This window comes from Candidatus Chloroploca asiatica (assembly GCF_002532075.1).
Taxonomy (GTDB): Bacteria; Chloroflexota; Chloroflexia; order Chloroflexales; family Chloroflexaceae; genus Chloroploca; species Chloroploca asiatica.
The window spans coordinates 1-22,819 of the sequence record NZ_LYXE01000127.1 but is presented as its reverse complement, the minus strand read 5'-3'; the positions used below and the strand labels follow the sequence as shown (position 1 = coordinate 22,819).

General features: G+C 57.6%; 20 protein-coding genes and 1 pseudogene. 10 read left to right on the top strand and 11 right to left on the bottom strand.

Features of this window, described 5'->3' with window-relative positions; all coding sequences use genetic code 11:
- Nucleotides 1-12 precede the first annotated feature (12 nt).
- From A9Q02_RS16600 to A9Q02_RS16580, 5 genes are all read right to left on the bottom strand, one after another.
- On the bottom strand, nt 13-4,239 hold the full coding sequence (locus tag A9Q02_RS16600) for a right-handed parallel beta-helix repeat-containing protein (protein ID WP_172451074.1): 4,227 nt from the start codon (nt 4,237-4,239) through the stop codon (nt 13-15).
- Between the two features lie 153 nt (nt 4,240-4,392).
- Nucleotides 4,393-4,617: a hypothetical protein gene (locus tag A9Q02_RS16595; protein WP_097654203.1), complete on the bottom strand. Its 225-nt coding sequence runs from the start codon at nt 4,615-4,617 to the stop codon at nt 4,393-4,395.
- A 281-nt stretch (nt 4,618-4,898) separates the two neighbouring features.
- Nucleotides 4,899-6,170 carry a M16 family metallopeptidase gene (locus A9Q02_RS16590; protein ID WP_097654202.1) on the bottom strand — a complete coding sequence of 424 codons (1,272 nt, stop codon included), beginning with the start codon at nt 6,168-6,170 and terminating at the stop codon, nt 4,899-4,901.
- Between the two features lie 365 nt (nt 6,171-6,535).
- Nucleotides 6,536-6,799 (bottom strand): hypothetical protein, encoded by a 264-nt coding sequence (locus tag A9Q02_RS16585; RefSeq protein ID WP_097654201.1) that lies wholly within the window; start codon nt 6,797-6,799, stop codon nt 6,536-6,538.
- Between the two features lie 182 nt (nt 6,800-6,981).
- Entirely contained in the window at nt 6,982-8,469 is a 1,488-nt protein-coding gene (locus tag A9Q02_RS16580) for an MDR family MFS transporter (RefSeq protein ID WP_097654200.1), read from the bottom strand.
- Between the two features lie 150 nt (nt 8,470-8,619).
- Here A9Q02_RS16580 and A9Q02_RS16575 point away from each other — a divergent pair, with 150 nt between their 5' ends.
- Both A9Q02_RS16575 and A9Q02_RS16570 read left to right on the top strand, forming a co-directional pair.
- Complete coding sequence (locus tag A9Q02_RS16575; protein WP_097654199.1) at nt 8,620-9,486, top strand: metallophosphoesterase family protein; 867 nt, start codon at nt 8,620-8,622, stop codon at nt 9,484-9,486.
- 7 nt (nt 9,487-9,493) lie between these two features.
- Nucleotides 9,494-10,384, top strand: a complete 891-nt coding sequence (locus tag A9Q02_RS16570; protein WP_097654198.1) for a DMT family transporter — start codon at nt 9,494-9,496, stop codon at nt 10,382-10,384.
- A gap of 67 nt (nt 10,385-10,451) precedes the next feature.
- On the opposite strand, the gene A9Q02_RS16565 is transcribed toward A9Q02_RS16570, so the two are convergent.
- The 3 genes from A9Q02_RS16565 to A9Q02_RS16555 all read right to left on the bottom strand — a co-directional run bounded on the left by A9Q02_RS16565 (nt 10,452) and on the right by A9Q02_RS16555 (nt 13,080).
- Entirely contained in the window at nt 10,452-11,333 is an 882-nt protein-coding gene (locus A9Q02_RS16565; protein ID WP_245860593.1) for a DUF4230 domain-containing protein, read from the bottom strand.
- Nucleotides 11,334-11,444: 111 nt separating this feature from the next.
- On the bottom strand, nt 11,445-12,161 hold the full coding sequence (locus tag A9Q02_RS16560; protein ID WP_097654197.1) for a ubiquinone/menaquinone biosynthesis methyltransferase: 717 nt from the start codon (nt 12,159-12,161) through the stop codon (nt 11,445-11,447).
- 121 nt (nt 12,162-12,282) lie between these two features.
- Complete coding sequence (locus A9Q02_RS16555) at nt 12,283-13,080, bottom strand: class I SAM-dependent methyltransferase (protein WP_245860591.1); 798 nt, start codon at nt 13,078-13,080, stop codon at nt 12,283-12,285.
- Between the two features lie 385 nt (nt 13,081-13,465).
- On the opposite strand from A9Q02_RS16555, the gene A9Q02_RS16550 reads away from it, so the two are divergent.
- The 7 genes from A9Q02_RS16550 to A9Q02_RS16520 all read left to right on the top strand — a co-directional run bounded on the left by A9Q02_RS16550 (nt 13,466) and on the right by A9Q02_RS16520 (nt 19,787).
- Nucleotides 13,466-14,167, top strand: coding sequence for a TetR/AcrR family transcriptional regulator (locus A9Q02_RS16550; protein ID WP_097654196.1), 702 nt, complete (start codon nt 13,466-13,468; stop codon nt 14,165-14,167).
- Complete coding sequence (locus tag A9Q02_RS16545; RefSeq protein WP_097654195.1) at nt 14,167-15,120, top strand: NAD-dependent epimerase/dehydratase family protein; 954 nt, start codon at nt 14,167-14,169, stop codon at nt 15,118-15,120. The genes A9Q02_RS16550 and A9Q02_RS16545 overlap by 1 nt, the downstream gene beginning before the upstream one ends.
- 154 nt (nt 15,121-15,274) lie before the next feature.
- Nucleotides 15,275-16,414, top strand: a complete 1,140-nt coding sequence (locus A9Q02_RS16540; RefSeq protein ID WP_097654194.1) for an acyl-CoA dehydrogenase — start codon at nt 15,275-15,277, stop codon at nt 16,412-16,414.
- Between the two features lie 105 nt (nt 16,415-16,519).
- Nucleotides 16,520-17,011 carry a hypothetical protein gene (locus A9Q02_RS16535; RefSeq protein WP_097654193.1) on the top strand — a complete coding sequence of 164 codons (492 nt, stop codon included), beginning with the start codon at nt 16,520-16,522 and terminating at the stop codon, nt 17,009-17,011.
- A gap of 7 nt (nt 17,012-17,018) precedes the next feature.
- The gene (locus A9Q02_RS16530; protein WP_097654192.1) at nt 17,019-17,933 is read left to right on the top strand and encodes a DMT family transporter; all 915 of its coding nucleotides are present in this window, start codon (nt 17,019-17,021) and stop codon (nt 17,931-17,933) included.
- A complete protein-coding gene (locus tag A9Q02_RS16525; RefSeq protein ID WP_097654191.1) occupies nt 17,930-18,859 on the top strand; it encodes an MBL fold metallo-hydrolase in 930 nt (309 codons plus the stop codon). The genes A9Q02_RS16530 and A9Q02_RS16525 overlap by 4 nt, the downstream gene beginning before the upstream one ends.
- A 4-nt stretch (nt 18,860-18,863) precedes the next feature.
- Complete coding sequence (locus A9Q02_RS16520) at nt 18,864-19,787, top strand: LysR family transcriptional regulator (RefSeq protein ID WP_097654190.1); 924 nt, start codon at nt 18,864-18,866, stop codon at nt 19,785-19,787.
- Between the two features lie 82 nt (nt 19,788-19,869).
- Here A9Q02_RS16520 and A9Q02_RS16515 read toward each other — a convergent pair whose 3' ends face one another.
- Nucleotides 19,870-21,033, bottom strand: coding sequence for an alpha/beta hydrolase family protein (locus tag A9Q02_RS16515; protein ID WP_172451072.1), 1,164 nt, complete (start codon nt 21,031-21,033; stop codon nt 19,870-19,872).
- A gap of 274 nt (nt 21,034-21,307) precedes the next feature.
- Here A9Q02_RS16515 and A9Q02_RS16505 point away from each other — a divergent pair, with 274 nt between their 5' ends.
- The gene (locus A9Q02_RS16505) at nt 21,308-21,916 is read left to right on the top strand and encodes a GyrI-like domain-containing protein (RefSeq protein ID WP_097654188.1); all 609 of its coding nucleotides are present in this window, start codon (nt 21,308-21,310) and stop codon (nt 21,914-21,916) included.
- Nucleotides 21,917-21,941: 25 nt separating this feature from the next.
- On the opposite strand, the gene A9Q02_RS25235 is transcribed toward A9Q02_RS16505, so the two are convergent.
- Together A9Q02_RS25235 and A9Q02_RS24355 are read right to left on the bottom strand one after the other, a co-directional pair.
- Nucleotides 21,942-22,415 (bottom strand): YDG/SRA domain-containing protein, encoded by a 474-nt coding sequence (locus A9Q02_RS25235; RefSeq protein ID WP_097654187.1) that lies wholly within the window; start codon nt 22,413-22,415, stop codon nt 21,942-21,944.
- Nucleotides 22,416-22,517: 102 nt separating this feature from the next.
- Nucleotides 22,518-22,819: pseudogene (locus A9Q02_RS24355) on the bottom strand (hypothetical protein); the annotation flags it as partial.

Here is a 22,819-nt window from a genome sequence, read left to right as displayed (position 1 = left end):
GGTGCCCCTCCTTTATTTTTGCACCAGCGGTAACCACACCCTCGGAAGCAGATTGCCACGGACAATCGTGATCTGATTGACCAGCGTTGCATCGCTGATGATTTCCTCGGTTGAAGCTTCGCGCAAGGTCAACGTGACAAGCTCGCGCTCGTTGGGCAAAAGACGCGGATCAAGCGAAACGATTGCCCGGAACTGGGCTTCACGGAAGAGCGGTGGCTGTTGACTGCCATCATTGACCAGATCGAGGCGGAAGCAGCCATTCGCATCAAGCACAAAATCGCGGGTGGCCGATTCGAAGCGCACCGTACTGCCTTTGGTCGTCGAAGCAACCAGACAGAAAAAGGCCGTCCCGTTGCTCTGGTTGAACACCGTATGGGTAAAGATCGCCTCACCGCCCGCCACAGCCTCGGTGGTCTCGTCGCGTTCAAGATCAGCATCGGGGGCCAGGCCAACGCGGGTTGTCGCCATAAAGGGCAGGGTCAACTCAGGGTAACTGAGCAACGGATTCGCCCCCTCAAAAGCTGGCACCGTTGCCGTGACACTCGTCGTCGCCTGCACCGGATTGCCCAGCGGATCGAGCACCTGGGCACCAGGCGGCACGCGCACCAATACCGCGACAGTCGTCTCGGTCTCGGGCGCGAGGGTCACCGTCGTCGTCGGCAACGTCGTTGTCCAGAGCTCGGTGATCCCAATGGCATCACGAGTCACGGCGACAAGATTAGCCGTAACCGCGACATTGCCTTGATTGCGAAGCGTATGCCGATGTTCGACCACCGCCCCTGGTCGGGCAGATCCCACGGCCACCGGCGGATCAACCTGGAGGATCGGCTGCGCCCGGACACGTGTCTCCAACCGAGCGGTTGTTGGTGGACCATAGGCATTGCGAACCGTCACATTCAGCACATTGACCAGACCAGCGCGTGCATTCGGGTGTGCCCCTGGGGGCAACGTCAACGCGAACGTGAGTTGCTTGACTTCGCCATCCGCCAGAGTCTGCAGCGTACTCGTCACTGGATTCGTCACGAGTGTCCAGCCCTCAAGCGGAGCCGAAACATCGACCTGGAGATCAACGAGGTTCAAGGTTCCCGTATTCGACAAGGCAAGCGTAAAGAGCACCGTCTCACCGGGGATCGCCTCGCGGATCAGATTTGCTTCCTGGAAGACCATGCCCCGACGCACCGGGAAGACACCATACTCAGAACTATTGCTGAGCACATCAGTGGCGATCAGCAACAACTCGAGGGTGTCGGTCAGGTTTTCAAACTGGCCGCTATAGAGACCTTCGGGCGAAGCGGTGACCGTCACCAGCGACGTCAGACCCTGACCGAGCGACTCAGGATCAGGGCGAAAGACCTCGATCGTGCAGGTGACACAGCCAGCGAGGGGCGCGGGCAAAGCCCCGGGTTCGAGCGTCGCGGTGATTACCCGTCCCTGGAACGTACCATTATCAAAGACCCGCAAGCGCATCGGATCAGTGCCAGTGAGATCGATAATAGGCGGGGCAAGATCATGATTAGGATTAGTTGCGGCGGGCGAAGGAGCTGCACGCACAAAATCAATGCCACCGGCCTGATTGAAACTGAGCCGATTGCCGGGGAGTTTCACCCGCTGGACATTGCCGTTGAGCAGAATCCCAAACCCCTGATTGGCCCGTAGCGTATTTTCGCGCACCAACACATCGGCGATCTGGCCGACCGTCTCGAGCGCAATTGCATCGCCACGATTCGCCACCAACTCATTCTGAGCCAGCGTCACAAACTGCGACGCACCTGTGACCACAATGCCACGGCCATTCTCAAAGATCGCCCGATCCGCCATATGATCAGTCACCGTCGCCGACATCACATCGGTGAGGCGAATTGCAGCCCCATCATTACGACGAATACGATTATTATTACGAATCTGGACATAGTGCGCACCCTCAACAACAATCCCCTCGCTATGACCAAAACTGAGGAAGGGTTCGCCATCAGGTGGTGCAGTGGGCACAAAACCAATGCGATTAGCCTCAACCGTCGCGGTGAAGGTCTGCGTGCCCGAGATCACGATCCCGGGGTAGGCGGTGAGCGGATCATTATCACCCGCGATGGTATTGCCACTGATCATCGTCAAATACGGCCCCTCGGCGACAAGGAGTTGCGGACCAAGGTTAGGGCTCATCACCCGGGCGAAACCAGCGGCATCGCGCAATAACCCGGTGACATTGCCTTGCACATTCGTCGCACGGGTCTTGGTACCGGTAATCACCATCCCAGGGCCCGCATTGCTCGCCACAAAATTATTGGTAAGCGCGGTCATCTGCGCATCAAAGACCTCGATACCCGTACCGAGGTTCCCCAACGCCGTGCGTGCATCCATCGTCAAACCAACCCAATTGCGATCAACCGTCGTCGTCACACTCTCACTGATCCGCAACCCAAACGGATCATTCGCACCAAAGACATTCTCGGTGATCGTCGTATTGGTAGACGTCTGAACAACAAGCCCCCCGGCGGCATTGCCAGTCAGCGTATTAGTTATAAGCGTTGTATTGCTGGCCCCATCGAGCCAGACGCCAGCAAGGGTCTGATCAGCCACCGTATTACCGGCAAGACTTGTGCGTTGAACCCCGGACCCAACGTGAACCCCATAGGCCGCATTGGCACTGATCATATTGCCGGTCAAGGTCACATCAGTCACGCCAGGCAGGATCGCCACCCCATTGGCGCTATTCGCCGTAATGGTATTGCCCGTCAACGTCACAGCAGTCGCACCGGGGCCAATATCCACCCCACTGGTTGTATTGCCGCCAATCCGATTATTGTGCAAGAGGGTCGTCGTCGAAGTAACGATCGCGACCCCACCGAGCGCATTAGGGCGGGCCTGGAAGCCACCAGGGGCAGGCACCAAGCCAATCAATGCTTGTTCGATCCGATTATTGGCGGCCAGTTCACCAAGGCCACCAACAATCACGCCGGGCCCACCATTCGCGGCAATACGCAGACTATTGCCAGCACCCTGGATCTGCGTTCCTGTCACCCCGGGGGCAATCAGCACCCCACCGCGACCATTGCCAAAGGCAGTCACCCCATCGGTGCGAGTTCCAATAAAGGTCGTCCCGGCGATCACGTTATCACGCGTGAGATCGCCATTGAGGCGCAGATGGATGCCATAATTGACATTATTGCTGATCACCAGGGGGGCCGCCCCCGAGCCACCAATGCGGTTATTGCGTGCGCCAGCCTCAAGGAGAAGACCATCAGCACGGTTCTTGAAATCATTATTCGCACTATCGAGGCCAACATAATTGGCCTGAACAAAATTAGTAATGGTACCCGAACCGCGCAGCAGAATGCCGGCCTGACCATTATCAGCAATCACATTCGCGAGTTCGGCACTCGTACCACCAATCACATTATCGGTACTGAGGCTACTGCTAATACTCGCAATTTGCACCCCGTACTGCCCATTGCCACGGGCAACGAGTGTTGTTGACTGATTCTCACGTACAATGCCAATGAAATTATTCTGGACAAAATTGCCCGAGGCATTGCGAATAATGACCCCATTTTGCGTATTGCCGCTGATATAGTTGGCGACCCCGGAACCACCAGCCCCACCGATCACATTGCCAGTGGCACTGCCCTCGATCCGCACGCCACTAAAATTCTGCCGCCCGGGAAGTGTCTGTCCATCCGGATTGACCCCGATAAACGAGCGCTCGACCCGATTATTATTGCCCGTAATATAGATCGCCGAACCAAGAAATTCCTCAATCCCAAAATCCGAAAAGCCATAGAGACTGAGGCCCCGGATCAACCCCTCATTGCCAGCAAGTTGCAAGCCGACATCGCGGCCATTGCCATCGAGCTGGATCTTGGGAATACCAAAGAGATCATTCGCAATAATTTCAACGCGATCCGCCGTAAGCTTGGGCAACACCGGCTTCAAGGAATCAAGCCGGACAATGCCCCCCTCGGTTGCGAGCGGGCCATCGGTAAAATAACGGAAGGTAATGACTTTATAATCACTACTTGATGGATGCGCATTCGCACTCGCAATCGCCTGACGGAGGCTACAGGTACGACCGGGGCCAGGTTCCACACATCCATTGGCGCCATCAAGATCTTCCAAGGTGTCAATAAAAAAGACCACCTCGGAACGACCAGACTGCGCGGGAAGCAGGGAGACCAGACCAAACGAAGCAACGACCAGAGCAACGACCGTGAGGAGAAGAAAAGTGTGCCTGCGCGGAGCCATGCCGAACTCCTTGTGCCGCCGCCGGGGCAACGGCGATACCATCGGGAGGAGAGCAACAGAGGATATACCAAAAAAGCGCATCGATACGCGCTGTTATTTTAGCACGAGTCGTAACCACATGATAGAGGGTACCGATAGGAATCGAGTCCTTATCTACCCCATACGACGAGCTACCGTAGTAGCAACGTTCATCATATACTGCACCCGAATCAGATCACCTGATTGCGGCTCGGCATAAAGACTCTCACTACCGAGGCGAGCCTGACGCGGTTGAGTTTCGCCTACGTGGGTATAGACAAGATCATAGAGGATCGTGCCATGAATACTGAGCATCTGAACCTGATTCAGCACGGCATCACGGGTACCTGCAACAATCATTAATTGTTCCTCTTTGCGTCAAAAAGAATGCCTTATTCAAAGAATGCCTTATTCATGGTTGGATCGCAACGCCTCCGCTGTCATTCCGAACGAAGCCGCAGGCTCAGTGAGGAATCTGCACGGATCATCATGGAAGCCCCCTCACTCCGTTCGGGGTGACCATGCAGGCTGCACACGCGCACTGGTTTCTCTCCATACCACTGGCCCGTCGGCCATATGGTACTCAGCATGACAATGCGGGGGTACGAACCGTCATTGGTATTATGTGCAAGGGATTGGCGTTAGACCACCGGAGGCCCCGCGACTGCCAGGGCATAGCCAGTACCGCCCAGATAGCGCCGGGCCACCTCCAGAATCTCTTCGTGGGAAACAGTGGCAAGCAACGCCGGGTAGCGCTCAATAAAATCCAAGCCAAGTTGATAGCGTTCAATCGCCAGCAAGGTTCCAGCCATACCATCATTGGTCTCAAGCCCAAGCACAAGCATACCGGTAAGAAAATCACGTGCATCGGCCAATTCCTGTGCGGTTGGCCCTTCGTGGGCAAAGCGACGGATCTCGTGCAGCATCGCCTCGATCGCCCGTTCGACATCATTAGGGTTGACCCCGGCCACGGCTGACCAAGGGCCAGCGCCCAGATCAGCATCGAGGCTACTCGAACAATAGTAGGCCATCCCCTGGTTCTCCCGCACCTCTTCGCCCAACCGCCCCCCGAGCCCCAGGCGACCGAGGATCAGATTGGCGAGCATCGCAGGATAAAAATCAGGATCATTGCGAGCCAGACCGTGGACAGCCCAGATCACATCAGACTGGAGCTTGCCCTCCATCACGATATCGCAACGCTGCGGTTCGTACAGTGGCGGTACCGCAGGCAGGGTCGTTTTGGGCGGTGATTTAACGGGATTCCATGAGCCAAAATGGCGTTCCAGGGCCGCAAAGACAGCATCAGGCTCAACATCACCAACCACAGCAATGATCGCGTCCTGGGGATGATAAGCACCATGAAAACGCACGAGATCGTCACGCTCCAGGGCCTGCACCGTCATAAGCGTCCCGGTCGAAAGGCGACTATAAGGATGTTCGGACGGATAGAGCAACGTGTGGATCGCCCGTGACGCCCTAGTCATCGGCTCTTCTTCTTGTTCACGGAGGCTCATCAAGAACTGATTGCGCAGTTTCGTCACCTCGTGAAACGGAAAGGTCGGACGGATGAGCATATCGGCCAGCAGTTCAAGGATGAGGGGCAAATCTTCGACCAGCGCGCGCCCACCAAAACTCGTTGCGTGGAGCCCACCAGCGGCACTGACCCCACAGCCACGGGCCTCGGTTTCGGCCACCAACTGTTGAAAAGTACGCTCACCGGCACCACGGATAAGCGCAGCGCCCGTCAGCAACGCAAGGCCATTGGCGGAAGCCGGCTCATCAACCGCCCCCAGGCGCAACTCACCGCGCACACTGACCGTAGGTGTACTGGGATTGCGATGCACAAGGGCAATCATGCCATTCGCGAACTGATACCGTGATGCCTGAGCAATACCACCGACACGCCTGACCATACGGGTCTCCTCTCGACATAGACACGGTTGTATAGTACCACGTTTGCCAGCGATGTTGGAGGTCTGTTGGGGCGTGGATTAGGGCGATTGCATCATACGAAACCGGATACAAAAAAATACGCTCTCTGTGGCAGCATGTGCATGCAACCAGCGTCGCAAACGGCGGCCCCCGGCAACAACGGGGCACCCGCAAGGGGTGCCCCTACAGGGCCGGGGGCCGGGCCCGGTGTACGGGCACCCCTTGCGGGTGCCCTGGTGGGATGCATACACAGAAGATGCAATCGCCCTGGGGCGTGGATAGGCAGCATAAAAACAACGGGCCGTCCAGACTGGACGGCCCGCAGTTATCAGTGAACGAGGAGGAATTAGACGAACGACATCTCATCTTCTTCTTCGTAGACCATCACAAACTCAACGGGCTGGATGTGCGTGCGGCGAGCCTCACGGCGGAGGCGAGCCTCGATCTGGGCCAGCAGTTCATCCGAGTTGGTCCCGGTGGCATTGGCCGCCTCGCGCAGCGACATACGCGTTGTACGATCGATACGGGCTTCACGCAAGTACTCACGCGACTCGGGAAGGCGACGAGCCACAGCATCAACCGAAAGATTCTCGTAGTTACCGTTCCGCATGGTGATATCTCCTTCTGTCTTCATTGTCGAGGTTACGAGTTCTGGCACCGTTGCCCTAACCCTGAGTTGTGCAGCAGCACTGCCGCCTTGTTGTAGTTAGTATATCCGATCTTTTAGTCAAAAGCAACAAGTCAAGGGGCTTTTTATTTGTACATTTTGCACAAATCGGGCACCTTTCTGGTTCAATCGCTGGTCATAGCAGGCTCAGGATCGGGTTGCGAAGACGACAGGATCTGGGTATGTGGGGTAAGCAAGGCGACCAGCAGCGCGAGTACCGCAATGACAAAAGTTGTCTGAAACATCACGCCCATAGCCAATGCAAGGGCATCGCGGGCCTGCGCACTCAACTCAGCGGCACCAGTCGCACCTTCGCCGATCAGGGCATCAAGGGGCACTGCATCAGGACTGAGGCCATACGAGAGCAAGATCGCCGTCAACTGCGACGCAAGGATCGCGCCAAGCACAGCAACGCCGAAGGTTCCGCCGATCGTGCGTGAAAACTGGAGCATCGCGGTCGCCGAGCCAAGATCCGGCTTGTTGACACTACTCTGCACCGCGATCAGGAATGAAGGGATCGACGCCCCCATCCCGAGGCCCATCAGAGCCAGCGCAACCATGATCTCAAGCTGAGTTGTGGTGGGATTCACACGGGCCATCAAGCCAGCCCCAAGGACAAACGCGACCATGCCGGTGATAATCAAGGTACGGTAGCCGACCTTCAACAAGAGCCGACTCGCCACGATGCTCGACAGCACCCACGCGAGCAGCATCGGGGTAAGCGTTGTGCCTGCCTGTGTCGCCGAGGTTCCCAGTACCCCCTGCACAAAGAGTGGCACGTAGCTCATCCCGCCAAAGAGCACCCAGCCGGCGAGCACACCGTGCGCACAGGCCACGGCAAAGAGCCGCCAGCGAAAGAGATGCAGGGGCAAAATCGGGGCCTCGGCACGACGTTCAACGAGAAAAAGTGCCGTCAGCGTTGCCACAGCTACCATCAGCAAGACATTGCTCTGGAGGCTGCCAAACTCATTGAGGCCCAGCAACAACGAAGCCACCCCGATGCTCAACAAGATCGCACCAGCGTAATCAATGGCAGGGCGCACACCTGCGGGGCGCGGGATACCGCGCCAGGCCATCCAGACCAGGCCTGCGGCAACGAGCGCTGCCGGCAAATTGATCCAGAAGACCCACTGCCAGGCCACGCGGTCAACAAGAAAGCCACCGATCAATGGCCCCAGGATCGAACTAACGCCCCAGACCCCCGAAAAGAGCCCCTGCACCTTGGTGCGTTGCTCGAGGGTAAAGATATCGCCCACAATAATGAAAGCGAGCGGCAACAAGCCACCGGCCCCGACACCCTGGATCGCACGCGCCGCGATCAACTGACTCATACTGGTCGCTAGACCACACAAGAGCGAGCCGAGCATAAAGACGGCAATCGCAACCATGTACAATGGTCTACGCCCATACAGATCCGAAAGCTTGCCAAAGATCGGCCCCACCGTGGTCGAGGTGAGCATATAGATCGCAAAGACCCAGCTGTAACTCTGGATTCCCCCGAGTTCAGACACAATGGTTGGCATTGCCGTCGCAATCACCGTGCTCTCCATCGAAGCCATAAACAGGCTCATCATCACGCCAAGCGTGATCAGCACGACACGTCCCCGGGTCACAGGCCGCCTCCTTTGCGCACAGAAGAGTACTGGGTATCTGCTCAGTCAAATATTTCTAGGTTTGACTATACCATATTTTCGCAAGCTTCCGGGAAGCTGTATACTAAGAGAGTGACCTGAAGCATACCCTGGCTTGAGTAGCCTTTTTCTATGGATAAAATTGCGCTTCTGGCGGATATTCACGGGAATCTGGCCGCGTTGCACGCGGTTGTTGAGGATCTTGAACGATGGGAACCCGATCTGGTCATTGTCGCAGGCGATATACTGAATCGCGGGCCACTCTCGGGGGCTTGTTTTGACCTAGTGAGGCGCTATGCAGACGAACATGGCTGGCTGGTGATGCGCGGCAATCACGAGCGCTATGTGCTGCACTATGATGAGGAGCATCGCCGCCTCGATTTCCCCACGAGCGGCCCACGTTTTGAGGTAAGTCGGGTCATTGCCTGGACCCATCGTCAAGTTGCCAATCAGATCGCCTCGATTGCCGAGTTGCCCACCCATCTCACCCTCAACCTCGACGGGACAACGATGATGGTCTACCATGCGTCGGTGCGCCATGATCGCGATGGCATTGACCCCTTTGCCTCGGCTGAGTTGCTGCAGCAACAAATTGATCCTCGCGCTCAGATCTTTTGTGTCGGGCATACCCACGCCCCGTTTGTGCGCCGGTTTGGGCCAACCTTGGTGGTCAATGTTGGCTCGGTCGGGCTACCGTTTGACGGCGATCAACGGGCCGCCTATGCCCGGCTGAGTCGCCAGCGGACAGGGTGGCAGGCCGAGATTATTCGGCTCCGCTATAATGTGGCGTCAACCGAGCAACTCTTTCACACGAGCGGGATGGTCGAAGCGATCGGTGCCCATAGTCGGCTCATGATCCGTGAACTCCAGACGGGACAATCGCTGCTCTTTGATTTTGTACCAGCCTATCATGACCGCATTATGAGCGGGAAGATAAGCCTTGAAGACGCCGTGCAAGATTTTTTGAACCGCTCTCAACGTAGCCGAGAAACGAAGTGAACTGACGATGCAGCGTTCGATGTGGCCTTACCTGATTCTCTTTAGTGGTGTCTTGATCGCTTCGACGGCTTCGATTATGATTCGGTATGCGCAGGCGGCGGGCGTCCCGTCGCTCAGCATTGCGGCGGGCAGACTGGTGATCGCCTCGCTGATCCTCACGCCGCTGGTGCTCGCCAGGGCACGCCCCGAGTTGCAACGCTTGAGTCGACGGGATCTGTTGCTGGCGCTTGGCTCGGGTACTTTTCTGGCGGGTCACTTCGCGAGTTGGATCAGTTCGCTCGCCTACACTTCGGTGGCCTCGAGTGCTGCCCTAGTCGCAACCAATCCGCTCTGGATTGCCCTGGCTTCATTTTTCTTCTTCCGTGAGCGCCTGGGTTGGCGCACGATGGTGGGCATTGGGCTGACGCTCCTTGGCACCATCGCAATCTCTTTTTCTGACAGCGCCGAGAGCCTTCAACCCAACCCGATGCTCGGCAATCTGCTCGCGCTGATTGGGGCAGCGACGGCCAGTGGGTACCTCCTGATCGGACGCTCGCTACGGCGGCGGCTGAGCATTCTAGCGTATATCTATGTGGTCTATAGCACCGCAGCCGTCGTGCTGGTGGTGTGGGTGCTCCTCGCAGGGCAACCGCTCTTCGGCTTTTCACCGTACGCCTACCTGCTGATCCTTGCCCTTGCCCTTGGCCCGCAATTGCTGGGGCACACCGCCTTGAACTACGCGCTTTCGACCCTCTCGGCAACCTTTGTTGCGATTGCCCTACTCGGCGAACCAATCGGCTCGGCGATCTTTGCGCTCGTCCTCTTTCAAGAGCAGTTTGCCCCTTTGCAACTGCTCGGCTTTGTGCTGCTCCTCGCAGGCATCGTGCTGGCCTTGCAGGCCGAACAGAGCAAGGGGTGATTTCGGTTGCGGTTCAGGCAACCAAGCCAGCAAAGCAGGCCTTGGTTGCCCGAACCGCAACGCTTCTTCAGGGGGCGGGGCACGGGCCTGGAGGGGCTGGAACAACCGTCACCACAATATTGTCAAAGAGCCCGACGAGCTGGGTAAGCGAAACCTGGGCCTGCTCGGTTGCCTTGCTGAGCACACCATCTTCGCAGGCGGCGAGCAGAATCTGCTCTTCGGCCTGACGGCGGGCCTCGGTCTCCAGATCTTTATTTTCTGGAGCAAAGATGCCCCGGCTACGGCTATAGACACGGGTACGCTCATTATCGAGGGTCGTCGCAAAGATCATCGCTGGCGGCAAGCGCAGCGTCACACTCCGACCATCGGCGGCAACCGTCACATCATCGGTGGTCAGCGTATTGAGATCAACGCCCGCGATCACGGTGCCGTGCGCAATAAGCAACAGCGCATCGCCCTCAAGAAAATCGCCGATCACGGGAATATTGCTACCCTGACGAATATCAATCACCGTCTGAATGCTATAGGACGCCGTCTCGAGGCGGCTCAACTGCTGCACACGCTGCACCACAGCGGCACTCGTAATAATTTGCGGCGTCGGGGTCGCAATGAGCGTCGCCACATCGGGAAGCGCAGGCACCCCAGCAAACAGATCACCAATGCGACCGGCAAACTGATTCAAGGCCAAAAAACCGATTAACAGGGCCACAAGGGCACCGATCGTCAGATAGAGCACCGCCTGCGCACAGCCACCCCCGCTACCCGAACCACGGCGATAGCGAGGATAGGGCGGCGCCTGATCATAGCCCATCCCCGGCGCACGGGGATCGTCAAAATCATCAAAGTCCTGATCAGCCGCCAACTCATCAGACACCTCTTCGCCACGCGCCTTACGGAGGCGGCGCTGCATCATATTTTCGCGTTGCTCACGCGCATCATAGTCATTCATCGTTTTGCCATTGTTAGTACTCTGTAACGTACGTTTTCTGGCATTCTGGAGTGCCGGCTTCAGCCGGCACTCCCTTCGGCAACAAGTCAGAAAACATAGGTTACCAACCAATCACGTTCGGGCACCCACATGGATAGCCACAGCCCCCAGGCCATAGAGACGATAGGCAACATAGTTCCAACCGGCCTCACGCATCAGATCGGCGAGGCGCTCGGGGGAAGGAAAAGCGCGGGCCGACTGGGGCAAATAGGTATAGGCGCGGCGATCACCACCAAGCAACTGCCCAATCCAGGGAACCACGCCTTCAAAATAGAGCCGATGGCCCAGGCGAATCACCGGATTACGCGGTCGAGCCACTTCCAGGCATGCGACCATCGCACCAGGGCGAGCGACGCGGTGCATCTCGGCGAAAGCCTGGCGAATATCGGTGACATTGCGCATCACAAAGCCCGTCGTAATCGCATCAAACGTCTGATCAGGAAACGGCAAACAGAGCGCATCGCCTCCGACAAACTGACTATAACGCGCACCGAGCGCCTCAAGTTTTGGTTGACCAGCCACCATCATCGGCAGCGTAAAATCCACCCCAACGGCCAAGCCATCGCGACTCCACGCGGCAAGTTCAGGCAAAAAATCGCCCGTACCGGTACCAACATCAAGCGAACGCCCGCCAACCGGGGGCGCAACATACTCAACCACACGCCGACGCCAACCCTGATCGAGCCCGAAGGTCATGACGCGATTGACCCGATCATAGCCCGGCGCAATCCGGGCAAACATACGCTCAACATAACGAGCTTTTTCTTCAATTGGAGGGAGAACTGTCATAGGGATATTTCTTTTTTACTAACGCAGCATGCCAGTACAGCTAGTCTGCTGCGTCAACACGATGAAAGCTTTGCTGAACCAACTTCGCTGGTAAACTGGTTCAGCGAAAAACCAAACAGCCCTATTGGGGCTTACGAGCGACCCAAAAGATCCGCTGGGTTTCTGGCCCAGGCGAACTCAGCGTAAAACTATCATAGCTTGCTTCGACAGTGAGGCCAGCGCGTTTGAACAAATCCGCAACCTCATCAGGCGGATACGCCCGTTCAACGTGGAGCTCATCGAAGCGTTCGTAGCCACTGGTCTCATCACCAAGAAAACCAGTCAAGAGCATCGTACTGATCGAAGACGTCGGCTCGAAATGGCTCCGTTCAAGCTGGACATAGCCAGATTGCTCATGGATCGCGCACGTGCCCCAGGCCACCTCAAGAAAATGGCGCGTATTCATATCAGCCACATAGAGGCCACCCGGAGCCAGAGCGAGCGCCGCTGATGCAAAACAGGCAGCGAGATCGTCGTGCGTCAGCATATAGTTCAGGCTATCGTAGGTACATGTTATCAGATCAAAAGCGGCCGACGGCACCGTCTCGGCGAGGGTACGCATATCACCCTGCAGAAACTGCACCGTTGCGCCGGGGTTCTCGGCCACGCGCACGGCAGCCATCGCCAGCATTGCAGCGGAAGAATCCACCCCAACGACACTCCATCCACGTTCAGCCATCAAGAAGGCCAGCGTGCCTGTGCCACAGGCAAGATCAAGCAAGCGACGACCATGCACGGGATGCAGGGCGAGAATCTCACGCAGATAGATGTGGACCAACAACGCAAAACGCACCTGACCACTCTGATCATAGGCCTGCGCATATCGCTGATAGGGCGGCATCGTGGATGTCTGTCGATACGTGCGATGAAACTGGGGCATTCCTTTACCTGAACCTTGCAGCGGCGTCCCATTGAACCTCAATACAGGCAGGATACCAGGGTTGATGATCTGGCGCAACCCTGGCGGATTGCGCAGGCAGGGCTGTTGCATCTTGCCTTGGCACGTGCCACCAGGCTAGCGAATCGCCCTCACACGCCCACACCGTCGACGTGAACGCCTCGGCTACCGAGGGCGAAGCCGGCCTTCGCCGGCTGGATCATGCCACGAAGGTGGCCTTCGCTCCCCAGGAGCCGAGCCGTTGACGGCCACGGCAGGAAGATGCAATCGCCCTAGCCCTACCTTCCTGGGGGCTTGACAAATGCGCCGACATGGTGTTTACTTACAGTGTAAATAAACACTGTTTACTGTTAAGGAGAGGCCTACGATGGCGAGAGCAGCCCGAGCAGCACGTGGCAATGGTGCCGCAACCGCGAACCAGATTAAGGTAACAGCGCGCGCCCAGATGGCGGCCCATGGCACCGCAGGGTTGTCATTGCGCGGCATTGCGCGGGCGATGGCGATCACCGCCCCGGCGATCTACAACTATTTTCCAAGCCTCGACGATCTGATCACAGCGCTGATTATTGACGCCTTTACCTCGCTGGCCGAGGCGACTGAAGCTGCCGAGGCAGCAGTCAGGAAGCAGCCACCGTTTGACCGCATTATGGCAATCTGCCTGGCCTATCGGCACTGGGCGATCAGCCATCCTACCGACTTTTTGTTGATCTATGGCAATCCTATTCCGGGCTATCAGGCCCCAGAGGAGCTCACCATCCCGTTGGCCCGTCGCCCCTTTCTGGGGCTCTTTCACCTCTTTGCAAGCACGTTTGAAACCGGTACCTTGCAGATTCCCCCGAGCTACCAAGACCTTCCGGGCGAGATGAGCACGGCGATTGCCGCGTGGAAGCGGAGTTCGGCGATAGAAATGCCCGACGCCCTGGTGGTGCTGCTGATGAGTGGCTGGGCACGGGTGCATGGGACGATCATGCTCGAGATGTTTCACCATCTCCAACCGCTTGTCGGTGATGGGGAGGCCTTTTTTGTCCATGAGGTAACGGCTTTTGCCGCTCAGTTAGGAGTACAGTGATGAATATAGCAACAACGCATGTTATTTTTGGCACCGGGCCACTGGGTCGTGCGGTGATGAACGAACTGATACGCCGGGGCAAGCAGATACGAATGGTCAGTCGTAGCGGTCAGATGGCCGAAATTCCTGAGGGGGTCGCAATCGTAGCAGGCGACCTCTACAATGCCGACTGTGTGCGCGAAGTGACGCGGGATGCGGCAGTCGTCTACCAATGCGCCCAACCGCACTACTGGGCATGGCCGGAGAAATTCCCGCCCCTGCAAGCCGCGATCATCGCCGGTCTGACGGGCAGCCAGGCGCGCCTGGTCATCGGCGACAATACCTATATGTATGGCGATACCCGAGGCCAGCCGTTGACCGAAGACCTGCCGTATGCTGCACGTACACGCAAGGGCAAGACCCGGGCTGCAATGAGCCAGGCAGCCCTCGAGGCGCACACAACGGGCAAGGTGGCTGTTAGCATCGGGCGCGGCTCAGACTTCTTTGGCCCGTGGGTGACTGACTCGACCTTTGGGGCGCGCGTCTTTTATCCGGCGCTGGAAGGCAAAGCAGCAAGTTTCGTCGGCAAGCTTGATCTGCCGCACACGGCGACCTACATCGAAGACTTTGGGCGTGCATTGGTGATTCTTGGTGAACACGACGAAGCGCTGGGCAAGGCCTGGCATGTACCGAGTGATCGGCCCGAAATGACGCAACGCCAATTTGCGCAACTGCTCTACTATACCGTCGGTCACCCGATCAAGGTGAGTGGCGTGAGCAAGCCAATGATGGCGCTCGCTGGGCTCTTTATCCCTGGCGCACGCGAGACCGTCGAGATGATGTACGAGTTTGAGCAACCCTTTGTTGTTGATGCAAATCGCTTTGCCCAGACCTTTGCGATGCAGGCAACGCCGCTCGCCGAAGCGATGGAAGCGACAGTGGCATGGTATCGGATGCATCCTCAGCTACGCTGAGGATGCATCCGGCGTCGTCAGGGTCAGGCAAGCATCACACGTAGGGCCGCAAGCCCACGCCGTACCTGAACAGAATCTGCGGTACAATAGTGACAGTCTAGGGACATTGCTTCCCCTGACCAGTAGCGCTAGCGAAGTGGATGAGGAGAATACAATGAAGTTTCATCCGACTGACGATCAGCAGATGCTGCGTGAGATGGTGCGTCAATTTGCTGAGAAGGAAATTGCACCAACCGCAGCTCAGCGCGATGAAGAGGGCATCTGGCCCACCGATCTTGTGCGCAAGATGGGTGAGCTCGGCTTGATGGGTGTGGCTGTCAACGAGGACTATGGTGGTTCGGGGCTCGATTATATTTCGTATGCGATGGTGGTCGAGGAACTGAGCCGGGTTGACGCGTCACTCGGCGTGATTGCTTCGGTGAACAATTCGCTCGTCTGTTACGGAATCGAGAAGTTTGGCACCGAAGAGCAGAAGCGTGAATTGCTTGTGCCCCTCGCTTCGGGACAGAAACTCGGGGCCTTTTCGCTCTCTGAGCCGGGCGCTGGTTCCGATGCGGCCGCGCAGAAGACGACAGCGGTGCGGGAGGGCGATACCTACGTCATCAACGGGATCAAAAACTGGGTCACGAACGGCGATCACGCCGATATGATCATCTTGATGGCAATGACCGACCCCTCAAAAGGGGTCAAGGGCATTTCGGCCTTCTTGATTGACACCCACGAGCCTGGCTGCAGCATTATCAAGGTGGAACACAAACTTGGCATTCGCAGTGCCCATAGCTGCCAGATGGCCTATGACAACTACCGTGTTCCGGTATCGCGTCGCCTCGGCGAAGAGGGGCAGGGCTTCAAGATTGCGATGACGATCCTCAACGCGGGGCGCATCGGGATTGCGGCGCAGGCGCTCGGCATTGCGCAGGGGGCGTACGAAGCGGCGCTTGGGTATACCAAGATCCGTGAGCAGTTTGGCAAGCCGATCCACGAGTTCCAGGCGGTTGGCTTTACGCTGGCCGATATGGCGACGCGGATCAAGGCAGCACGTCTGTTGACGTACGAGGCCGCCTGGCGCAAAGATAATGGCCTTGATTATGTTAAAGATGCCGCGATGTGCAAGCTCTATGCCTCAGAAACGGCCATGTGGGTGGCAACCAAAGCGGTTCAGTTGCACGGATCAAACGGCTATTCCAAAGAATATACGGTCGAGCGCTTCTTCCGCGATGCTAAGATTACTGAGATCTACGAAGGAACCTCGGAGATCCAGCGTCTGGTCATCAGTCGCGAACTGGTACGTTAAGCGGCGGCTTTGCCGCCCGATAACCGCTTCATTTGTTGGAAAAAAGCCAGCGTAACTGGCTTTTTTCCAACAAAGAAAAAATAACCTCACCGGAAGGTGCTTCTCATGACCCTGTTTCTGCTCAGCGGTGATCGTTACAACCTAAACCTGCGTTACCTGCCGCTGATGGTCTGGCTCTTTGTGGGCCTGGTGATCTATGGTGTGGTGGATATTGTCACACGCATGGTTGATGGCCGCGCCCCGGCTGATATTGGTGGGTTGACAGCATTGGCTTTGCTGATCAGCCTCGGTCTCTTTGCGCTGCATAAAGGCGGCGAGATGGTGCTGGCTTCGTTTGACCGGGGCGGTGATCTGATCAGGATTCAGCGCTATGGGATGACCGGGCGGGTGGTGCTGGAACGTCCGTTCAGCGAACTGGTGGCGATGGATGTGCGCGTGTTGCGCCGTTCGCAACATCGGGTTGAACTGCGCTTTCGTTCGGGCGAGCGGCTTCCGCTGACACCTTACTATGTGGTTACATTTAATTCTGGTGGTCTGAATCGCCTCGCCAGTCTGCTTGAGGTTGAGCCGACCCTGATTGCACCAGTCAAGCGTTGAGGTTGGAATGACAACCAGTGTGGTTTCGCCCGGACAGTTGCGTCTGGGCGTCATTTTTATTGCCATTGCGGCAACGCTGTGGGGTACCGTTGGCATTGCGACGCGGGCGCTCTTTCTTATTTCAGAGACCAATCCGCTGTCGGTGGGCTTTTTTCGTCTGGCCCTCGCTTCGCCAGTGCTGCTGTTGGCAACCTATGTGACCCTGGGGCGGGCGGGGTTCCGCATTCAGGGGCGCGATTTCTGGCTGATGCTGGGACTCGGGTTGGCGATGGCGCTCTACCAGGTGACCTATTTTGCGGCGATTGAGCGGCTTGGGGTGACAGTGGCGGTGCTGATCGCGCTCTGTACGTGCCCGGTGATGGTGGCAATGTTGGCGGCCCCACTGTTGAAGGAGCGGTTGACGGCGACGGTCGGGGTTGCGATGGTGCTTGCACTGGTCGGGACGGTGTTGCTGGTGGGCGGGGGGCCGGATCTGGGGCGTGACCGCAATGAAATGATGATCGGGGTAATGCTCGCGCTGGGTACTGGGCTTAGTTATGCGTTTGTGACAATGACCAGTCGTGCGCTGGCCCCACGGTACCATCCGTTGCAACCGATCAGTCTGGGCTTTACCGCTGGTGCGCTGATGATCCTGCCCTTTGTGCTCGCCGGTGGTCTCGTGCTCGATTATCCGCCGCTCGGCTGGTTACTCTTGTTGCACCTGGGCTTGATCCCAACGGCCTTTGGCTATATCCTCTTTTTACAAGGGATGCGCACAACCAGCGCAACCGTGGCAAGCATTCTGACCCTGTTTGAGCCGTTGACTTCGACGGTACTGGCGTGGTGGCTCTTTCAAGAGCGGCTGGGGCAACTCGGTTTTCTCGGCGCGGCGCTGCTGCTTGGGGCAATGTTTATCTTGATGCGAGGGGATCGCACGTCATGACACTACAGCAATTATCGGGGCGCGTTGCCTACCTGCCCGGGGCCAATAATCTGGGCGTGATTGCAACTGGTGACGGTGGAGCCATCATTGTTGATAGTGGGATCGATAAGGATGCCGCACGCGGTTTGAAAAAGGCACTGGTTGCAGCCGGGCTCACGCCACGGGCGATCATCAGTACCCATCATCACGCCGATCATGTCGGCGGCAATGCGTTTCTGCTCAAGCAATATCCCGAGCTCCAGGTCTATGCGACGCCCTTCGAGGCGGCGTTGATCCAGCATCCGCTGCTTGAACCAATCTATCTCAGTGGTGGGGCGTGCCCGCCGGCGGCCTTGCGGGGCAAATGGGTGCTTGCCCCTGGCTCGCCCGTTCATCACCTGCTCGACGACTGGCTGACCGTCACTGTAGGGATGAGGCGCACCACCACGATCGCCGGGGTTGAACTTGAGTTGATCGGCCTGCCGGGGCATAGTCCGGCGCAGATCGGGGTGCTGGTGGATAGCGTATGTCTGGCGGCTGATGGCTTTTTTGGGCCGGCGGTGCTGGCGAAGCATGGCGGCGTGCCGTATACACACGATGTCGCAGCGCAACTGGCGTCGCTGGTGGCCCTTGCCTCCCTGGAGGTTGATTGGTTTGTGCCAGGGCACGGGGCTGTGGCGACACGGGCGGAGATCGGGGAACACCTGGCCGCCAATGAGGTCGCCGTGCGCGGGGCCTCGGATCTGGTACGGGCGGCCCTGAATGAAGCGGGCGATCTAGCCACGATCACCAGCCGCGTGCTCGGGATGATCGGGCACAGCCTCGCCGGAGTGGCCCAGTACGCCATTTTCAGCGGGGCCGTTGGCGCGCACCTGACCTATCTCGAGCAACAAGGCGAGGCTCGGCTTGAACTGATTGATACCCGTTTGATCTGGGCAGCAGGCTAAACGCATGCTCAACACCTTTCACCTGCGCACCTTTCTAGCGGTCGTTGACACCGGCAGTTATTCGGCAGCCGCGCTGGCGTTACACATGACGCAACCCGCCGTAAGCCAGCAGATCCGTGCGCTGGAAGAGCAACTCGGCGAGATCAAGCTCTTTCGGCGGGTCGGCAAGCGCATGGTACCGACCCATGCGGGTGAAGAACTGCTCACCAATGCGCGTGATCTGGTCCAACTAGCCGAGCGGGCCGAACAAACGATTCTGGCCCTGAAAGGCCAAGTGGCGGGGCGAATAGTTGTCGGATGCACGGCAAATAGTGGCGAACGCCTCCTTCCCCGACTGCTGGCCGATTTTCATACCCGCTTTCCTGCGGTTCACCTGGAATTGATCATCGCCCCGGCTGACAGCTTGCTTGATGCGCTTGGTGAACGCGAGATCACCCTGATCGTGTTGGAAGAACAGCAGCGTCGACGTGGCCTTGACCTTGTGGAACTGGGCAGCGAAAACCTGGTCCTGGTCGGCGCAACCGGCAGTCCGCTGCTCAAACAGGCCCAGGTTCCGCCGGGCATCTTGCGCGAACAGCCCTTGATCTTGCCACGCCAGGGTTCGCCACTCCGCCGAACGATCGAAGAAGGGCTACGCAAGCGGAGTGTGTTGCCAGCGGATCTACACCCGGTGCTCGAGACCGATAGCGCCACCGGGGTGCTGCAGAGCGTACGGGCAGGGCTTGGCCTCGCCTTTGTGCCCAAGATCTGCCTGCCCAGCCGCAGCGACGGTGTCGGCACCATCGACTTGGCCGGGCCACCGCTGCACCAAGACTGGTTCCTCATCCGGATACGGGAACGAGGTCAACCCCGCGCTGTCCAGGAACTCTACGACTACATGCTCAGTCCTGTGGCCCGCACGATCCTGAGTAAAGCAGGATTGACGTAGGTTTTAGATTGCAGATTTTAGATTACAGATTGCCACACAAGGCCTTCCAATGCGCGCTGGCGGGAGTGCCTATGCAGATTGCTCAATTCTCATTGGTATCAAGCACACGTAGATGCTGATCAAAAAAGGTGAGTGAGCGTTCGAGATAGAGCTGCTCTTGCGCACCAGTAAGGGTGTGCGGGCCAGCTTCATAGAGATGGAGCGTGACATCTTTACCGGCGGCACGAAGGGTCTCGGCAATCACGATGCTAGCCGAACTCGCCACGGTTGTATCCGCCGTCCCGTGGTGCAGCATCACGGGGGCCTGGGCTGTGCCGAGATAGGTCAGCGGCGACACGCGGCGATACGCATCGGGGTCGCGTTCAGGCGAGAAGGGCCAGGTCTCGGTGCCCGGATCGCCCCCACTCTGCTGGAAGCGTCGGGCATAATCAACAGCGAGATCGGCAGGCGCCGGCGCATAGACCACCGCAGCCGCAAGCTGATCGCTGAGCGTGAGCGCCGCAACCGTAATGGACGCCCCACGACTATGGCCCCACATACCAACCTTGCCCTCGCGAGCCATCGGGAGGCGCTGCACCAGCGGAATCAGGCTGAGCACATCAAGATAATACCCGGTATAAAAGGCATTTGGACCCGCATCGCCGCCGCCGTAACCCCGATAATCGGGGGCAACCACAAGATAGCCGCGTTGCGCAGCATAGTCGCTGAACACCCGGCTATCCATCCCAGGCTGATAGCGCTCGGGCGCAATATAGCCACGGTTGGCAATAAGCACCGGGAACGGGCCGGTGCCATCGGGAAGATGTAACAGACCAGTCAGGCGCAGCCCATCAACCGACGGATACGTCATACGATACGTCGTATAACCAGGGCCACCTGCATACCGCTCACCGATCACAAGCTCCCCCGCGCCATACCTCAGCGCACGAAGAGCAGGAATCGTCAACCCGGCCACCGGATCGGGCGTCGCCGTCGGCGCGGGCGTTGCTGTCGGCGCGGGCGTTGCCGTCACCGTCGCCGTCGGCGCGGGCGTCGCCGTCGCCGTCGCTGTCGCCGTGGGCGTGGGCATCGCCGTCGCCGTCGCCGTCGGCGCAGGCGTCGTGGGCGTCGCGGTCGGTGCAGCCGTCGCCGTCGGTGTGGGTGGTGCTGAACCAACAGGGCGACCCGTGCAAGCTGCCAGCATTACAAGGCTCATCAGGAGCAGCAGCAGATAGCGTGCGCTCGCAAACCAACGATCAGAAAACATACTCAAGGCAACAAATCCTAATCTATCCGATCATCCCTGGGCAAATCACGTGCGTTTCATGATTGTACCAAACTCACCACCATTTGTGCGCTTGCACCTCACCGCAACCAGAGCTGATGCAACGTCCCGGTAGCGTTACATAGCGTCCGCAGATGACGTTGCATCAGTCCTGTTGCGGCTGGCTCTCAGTTGGAGCAAGCCATTGCTGACGTGGTATCATAAATGGACAACACCGACAGCGTATGAACCGCATGAGAGTTTGAGGAAAGAACCTATGCAGAAGATCGATCTCAAGAAAGAGTTGCAACAACTCTACCAGCCGTCAGCAAAGGAGGTTGTTCAGGTTGATGTGCCAACCATGAATTACTTGATGATCGATGGGGAAGGTGATCCCAATACTTCACAGGTATATGCTGATGCGATTGAAGCGCTATTCACTGTTTCTTATGCGGTGAAGTTCATGATCAAGAAGGGGCCGCTAGCCATTGACTATGGCGTCATGCCGCTGGAAGGTCTCTGGTGGGCAGACGATATGTCAACGTTTTTGCTCGAAGACAAGGCCAACTGGAAGTGGACAATGATGATCATGCAGCCCGACTTTGTCACCGTAGCAATGATCGACAGCGCCATTGCCGATGTGAGCAAGAAGAAAAACCCTGCCGCAATCTCACGCGTACGTTTTGAGCCTCTGTCAGAAGGCACATGTGCGCAAATTCTTCATCTCGGCCCATTCTCGGAAGAAGGGCCCACGATCGAGAAAGTCCACGCGTTTATTGAGGCCAGGGGCAAGCGAACTGGAAAACACCACGAAATCTACTTAAGTGACATCAGAAAAGCGGATCCATCAAAATGGAAAACTATTATCAGACAACCAATGCTCTGAAGCGGAAAATGTTTACGTATCCATCTTAAATTTCTTTGTAGTAATGGGCACGATGGTATCGAATGTGTTCAATGTTTATCTTATGCCCTGTTATGACTGTGAGTTGGCCTAACATTCCTAAGATTGTGAAATCATATCTGTAACCACTCCGAGGTGAAAACGGCGAACGATGACTTGCACCGCGAATCACGCGAACTGGTAGTCCACGAAGTTGGCTGTAAACAAGTGCCATATTCCCGCGGGTAAGAAGCTGATCACTAATTTGCTGGCCTGTAACTTGATCGCGACCTCCATGGCCTGTATATATAATTTCTTCTCCGGAGTCGGAATCATCTTCATATCCACCCGAAAGAACAATTGAGTCAGCTCCTTCTTGCTCTGTGCCTGAAATGCCCGCCTGTGTCGGCCGATGGACGCCGGCACGTGAGAGCTCAATCCGCGACTCGAATTCAGCGCCAGGGAGATGTCCAGCTATATGTCCAAAGCTTCGTTCTGGCATTTCTTTAGCCTTGTGTGTTCGTTTGGGCACCGTATGCTTATTTTAGCATATGTAAGGGCACAATAGGCTGAGCCGGCCCAACTACGCAGGGCTGATGCAAAGTCAGGCCCGGAACAAGAGGCGGTCGATGGCGGCCGCCATCGACCGCTGTAACGCGGCCAGGTTCGACTGACCGCCACGGGCGGCCAGTCCGCAGACGGCATTGTTGAGGCAAGCGAGGATGTGTGCGGCCTGGCCCATACGCACCTGCGAGGCATCTTCGCCTAACGTGACATCGCGACGATCATGCAGGCCGTTCTCAATCTGCCAGTGACCGCGCACGACCTGCAGCAGGCGGCGGGCACTCGCCGCACTGCGCGGCGCACTGGTGATGCCAGAGCGCTCCTCACCGCTGAAATCACGCC

Excerpts from the sequence above, each read along its gene's own strand:
- A9Q02_RS16600 (WP_172451074.1), bottom strand. The coding sequence starts at position 4,239 with ATGGCTCCGCGCAGGCACACTTTTCTTCTCCTCACGGTCGTTGCTCTG.
- A9Q02_RS16545 (WP_097654195.1), top strand. The coding sequence starts at position 14,167 with ATGAATATAGCAACAACGCATGTTATTTTTGGCACCGGGCCACTGGGT.
- A9Q02_RS16575 (WP_097654199.1), top strand. The coding sequence starts at position 8,620 with ATGGATAAAATTGCGCTTCTGGCGGATATTCACGGGAATCTGGCCGCG.
- A9Q02_RS16595 (WP_097654203.1), bottom strand. The coding sequence starts at position 4,617 with ATGATTGTTGCAGGTACCCGTGATGCCGTGCTGAATCAGGTTCAGATG.
- A9Q02_RS16520 (WP_097654190.1), top strand. The coding sequence starts at position 18,864 with ATGCTCAACACCTTTCACCTGCGCACCTTTCTAGCGGTCGTTGACACC.
- A9Q02_RS25235 (WP_097654187.1), bottom strand. The coding sequence starts at position 22,415 with ATGCCAGAACGAAGCTTTGGACATATAGCTGGACATCTCCCTGGCGCT.
- A9Q02_RS16555 (WP_245860591.1), bottom strand. The coding sequence starts at position 13,080 with ATGCCCCAGTTTCATCGCACGTATCGACAGACATCCACGATGCCGCCC.
- A9Q02_RS16570 (WP_097654198.1), top strand. The coding sequence starts at position 9,494 with ATGCAGCGTTCGATGTGGCCTTACCTGATTCTCTTTAGTGGTGTCTTG.
- A9Q02_RS16525 (WP_097654191.1), top strand. The coding sequence starts at position 17,930 with ATGACACTACAGCAATTATCGGGGCGCGTTGCCTACCTGCCCGGGGCC.
- A9Q02_RS16515 (WP_172451072.1), bottom strand. The coding sequence starts at position 21,033 with ATGTTTTCTGATCGTTGGTTTGCGAGCGCACGCTATCTGCTGCTGCTC.
- A9Q02_RS16505 (WP_097654188.1), top strand. The coding sequence starts at position 21,308 with ATGCAGAAGATCGATCTCAAGAAAGAGTTGCAACAACTCTACCAGCCG.
- A9Q02_RS16585 (WP_097654201.1), bottom strand. The coding sequence starts at position 6,799 with ATGCGGAACGGTAACTACGAGAATCTTTCGGTTGATGCTGTGGCTCGT.
- A9Q02_RS16560 (WP_097654197.1), bottom strand. The coding sequence starts at position 12,161 with ATGACAGTTCTCCCTCCAATTGAAGAAAAAGCTCGTTATGTTGAGCGT.
- A9Q02_RS16590 (WP_097654202.1), bottom strand. The coding sequence starts at position 6,170 with ATGGTCAGGCGTGTCGGTGGTATTGCTCAGGCATCACGGTATCAGTTC.
- A9Q02_RS16540 (WP_097654194.1), top strand. The coding sequence starts at position 15,275 with ATGAAGTTTCATCCGACTGACGATCAGCAGATGCTGCGTGAGATGGTG.
- A9Q02_RS16550 (WP_097654196.1), top strand. The coding sequence starts at position 13,466 with ATGGCGAGAGCAGCCCGAGCAGCACGTGGCAATGGTGCCGCAACCGCG.
- A9Q02_RS16535 (WP_097654193.1), top strand. The coding sequence starts at position 16,520 with ATGACCCTGTTTCTGCTCAGCGGTGATCGTTACAACCTAAACCTGCGT.
- A9Q02_RS16530 (WP_097654192.1), top strand. The coding sequence starts at position 17,019 with ATGACAACCAGTGTGGTTTCGCCCGGACAGTTGCGTCTGGGCGTCATT.
- A9Q02_RS16565 (WP_245860593.1), bottom strand. The coding sequence starts at position 11,333 with ATGAATGACTATGATGCGCGTGAGCAACGCGAAAATATGATGCAGCGC.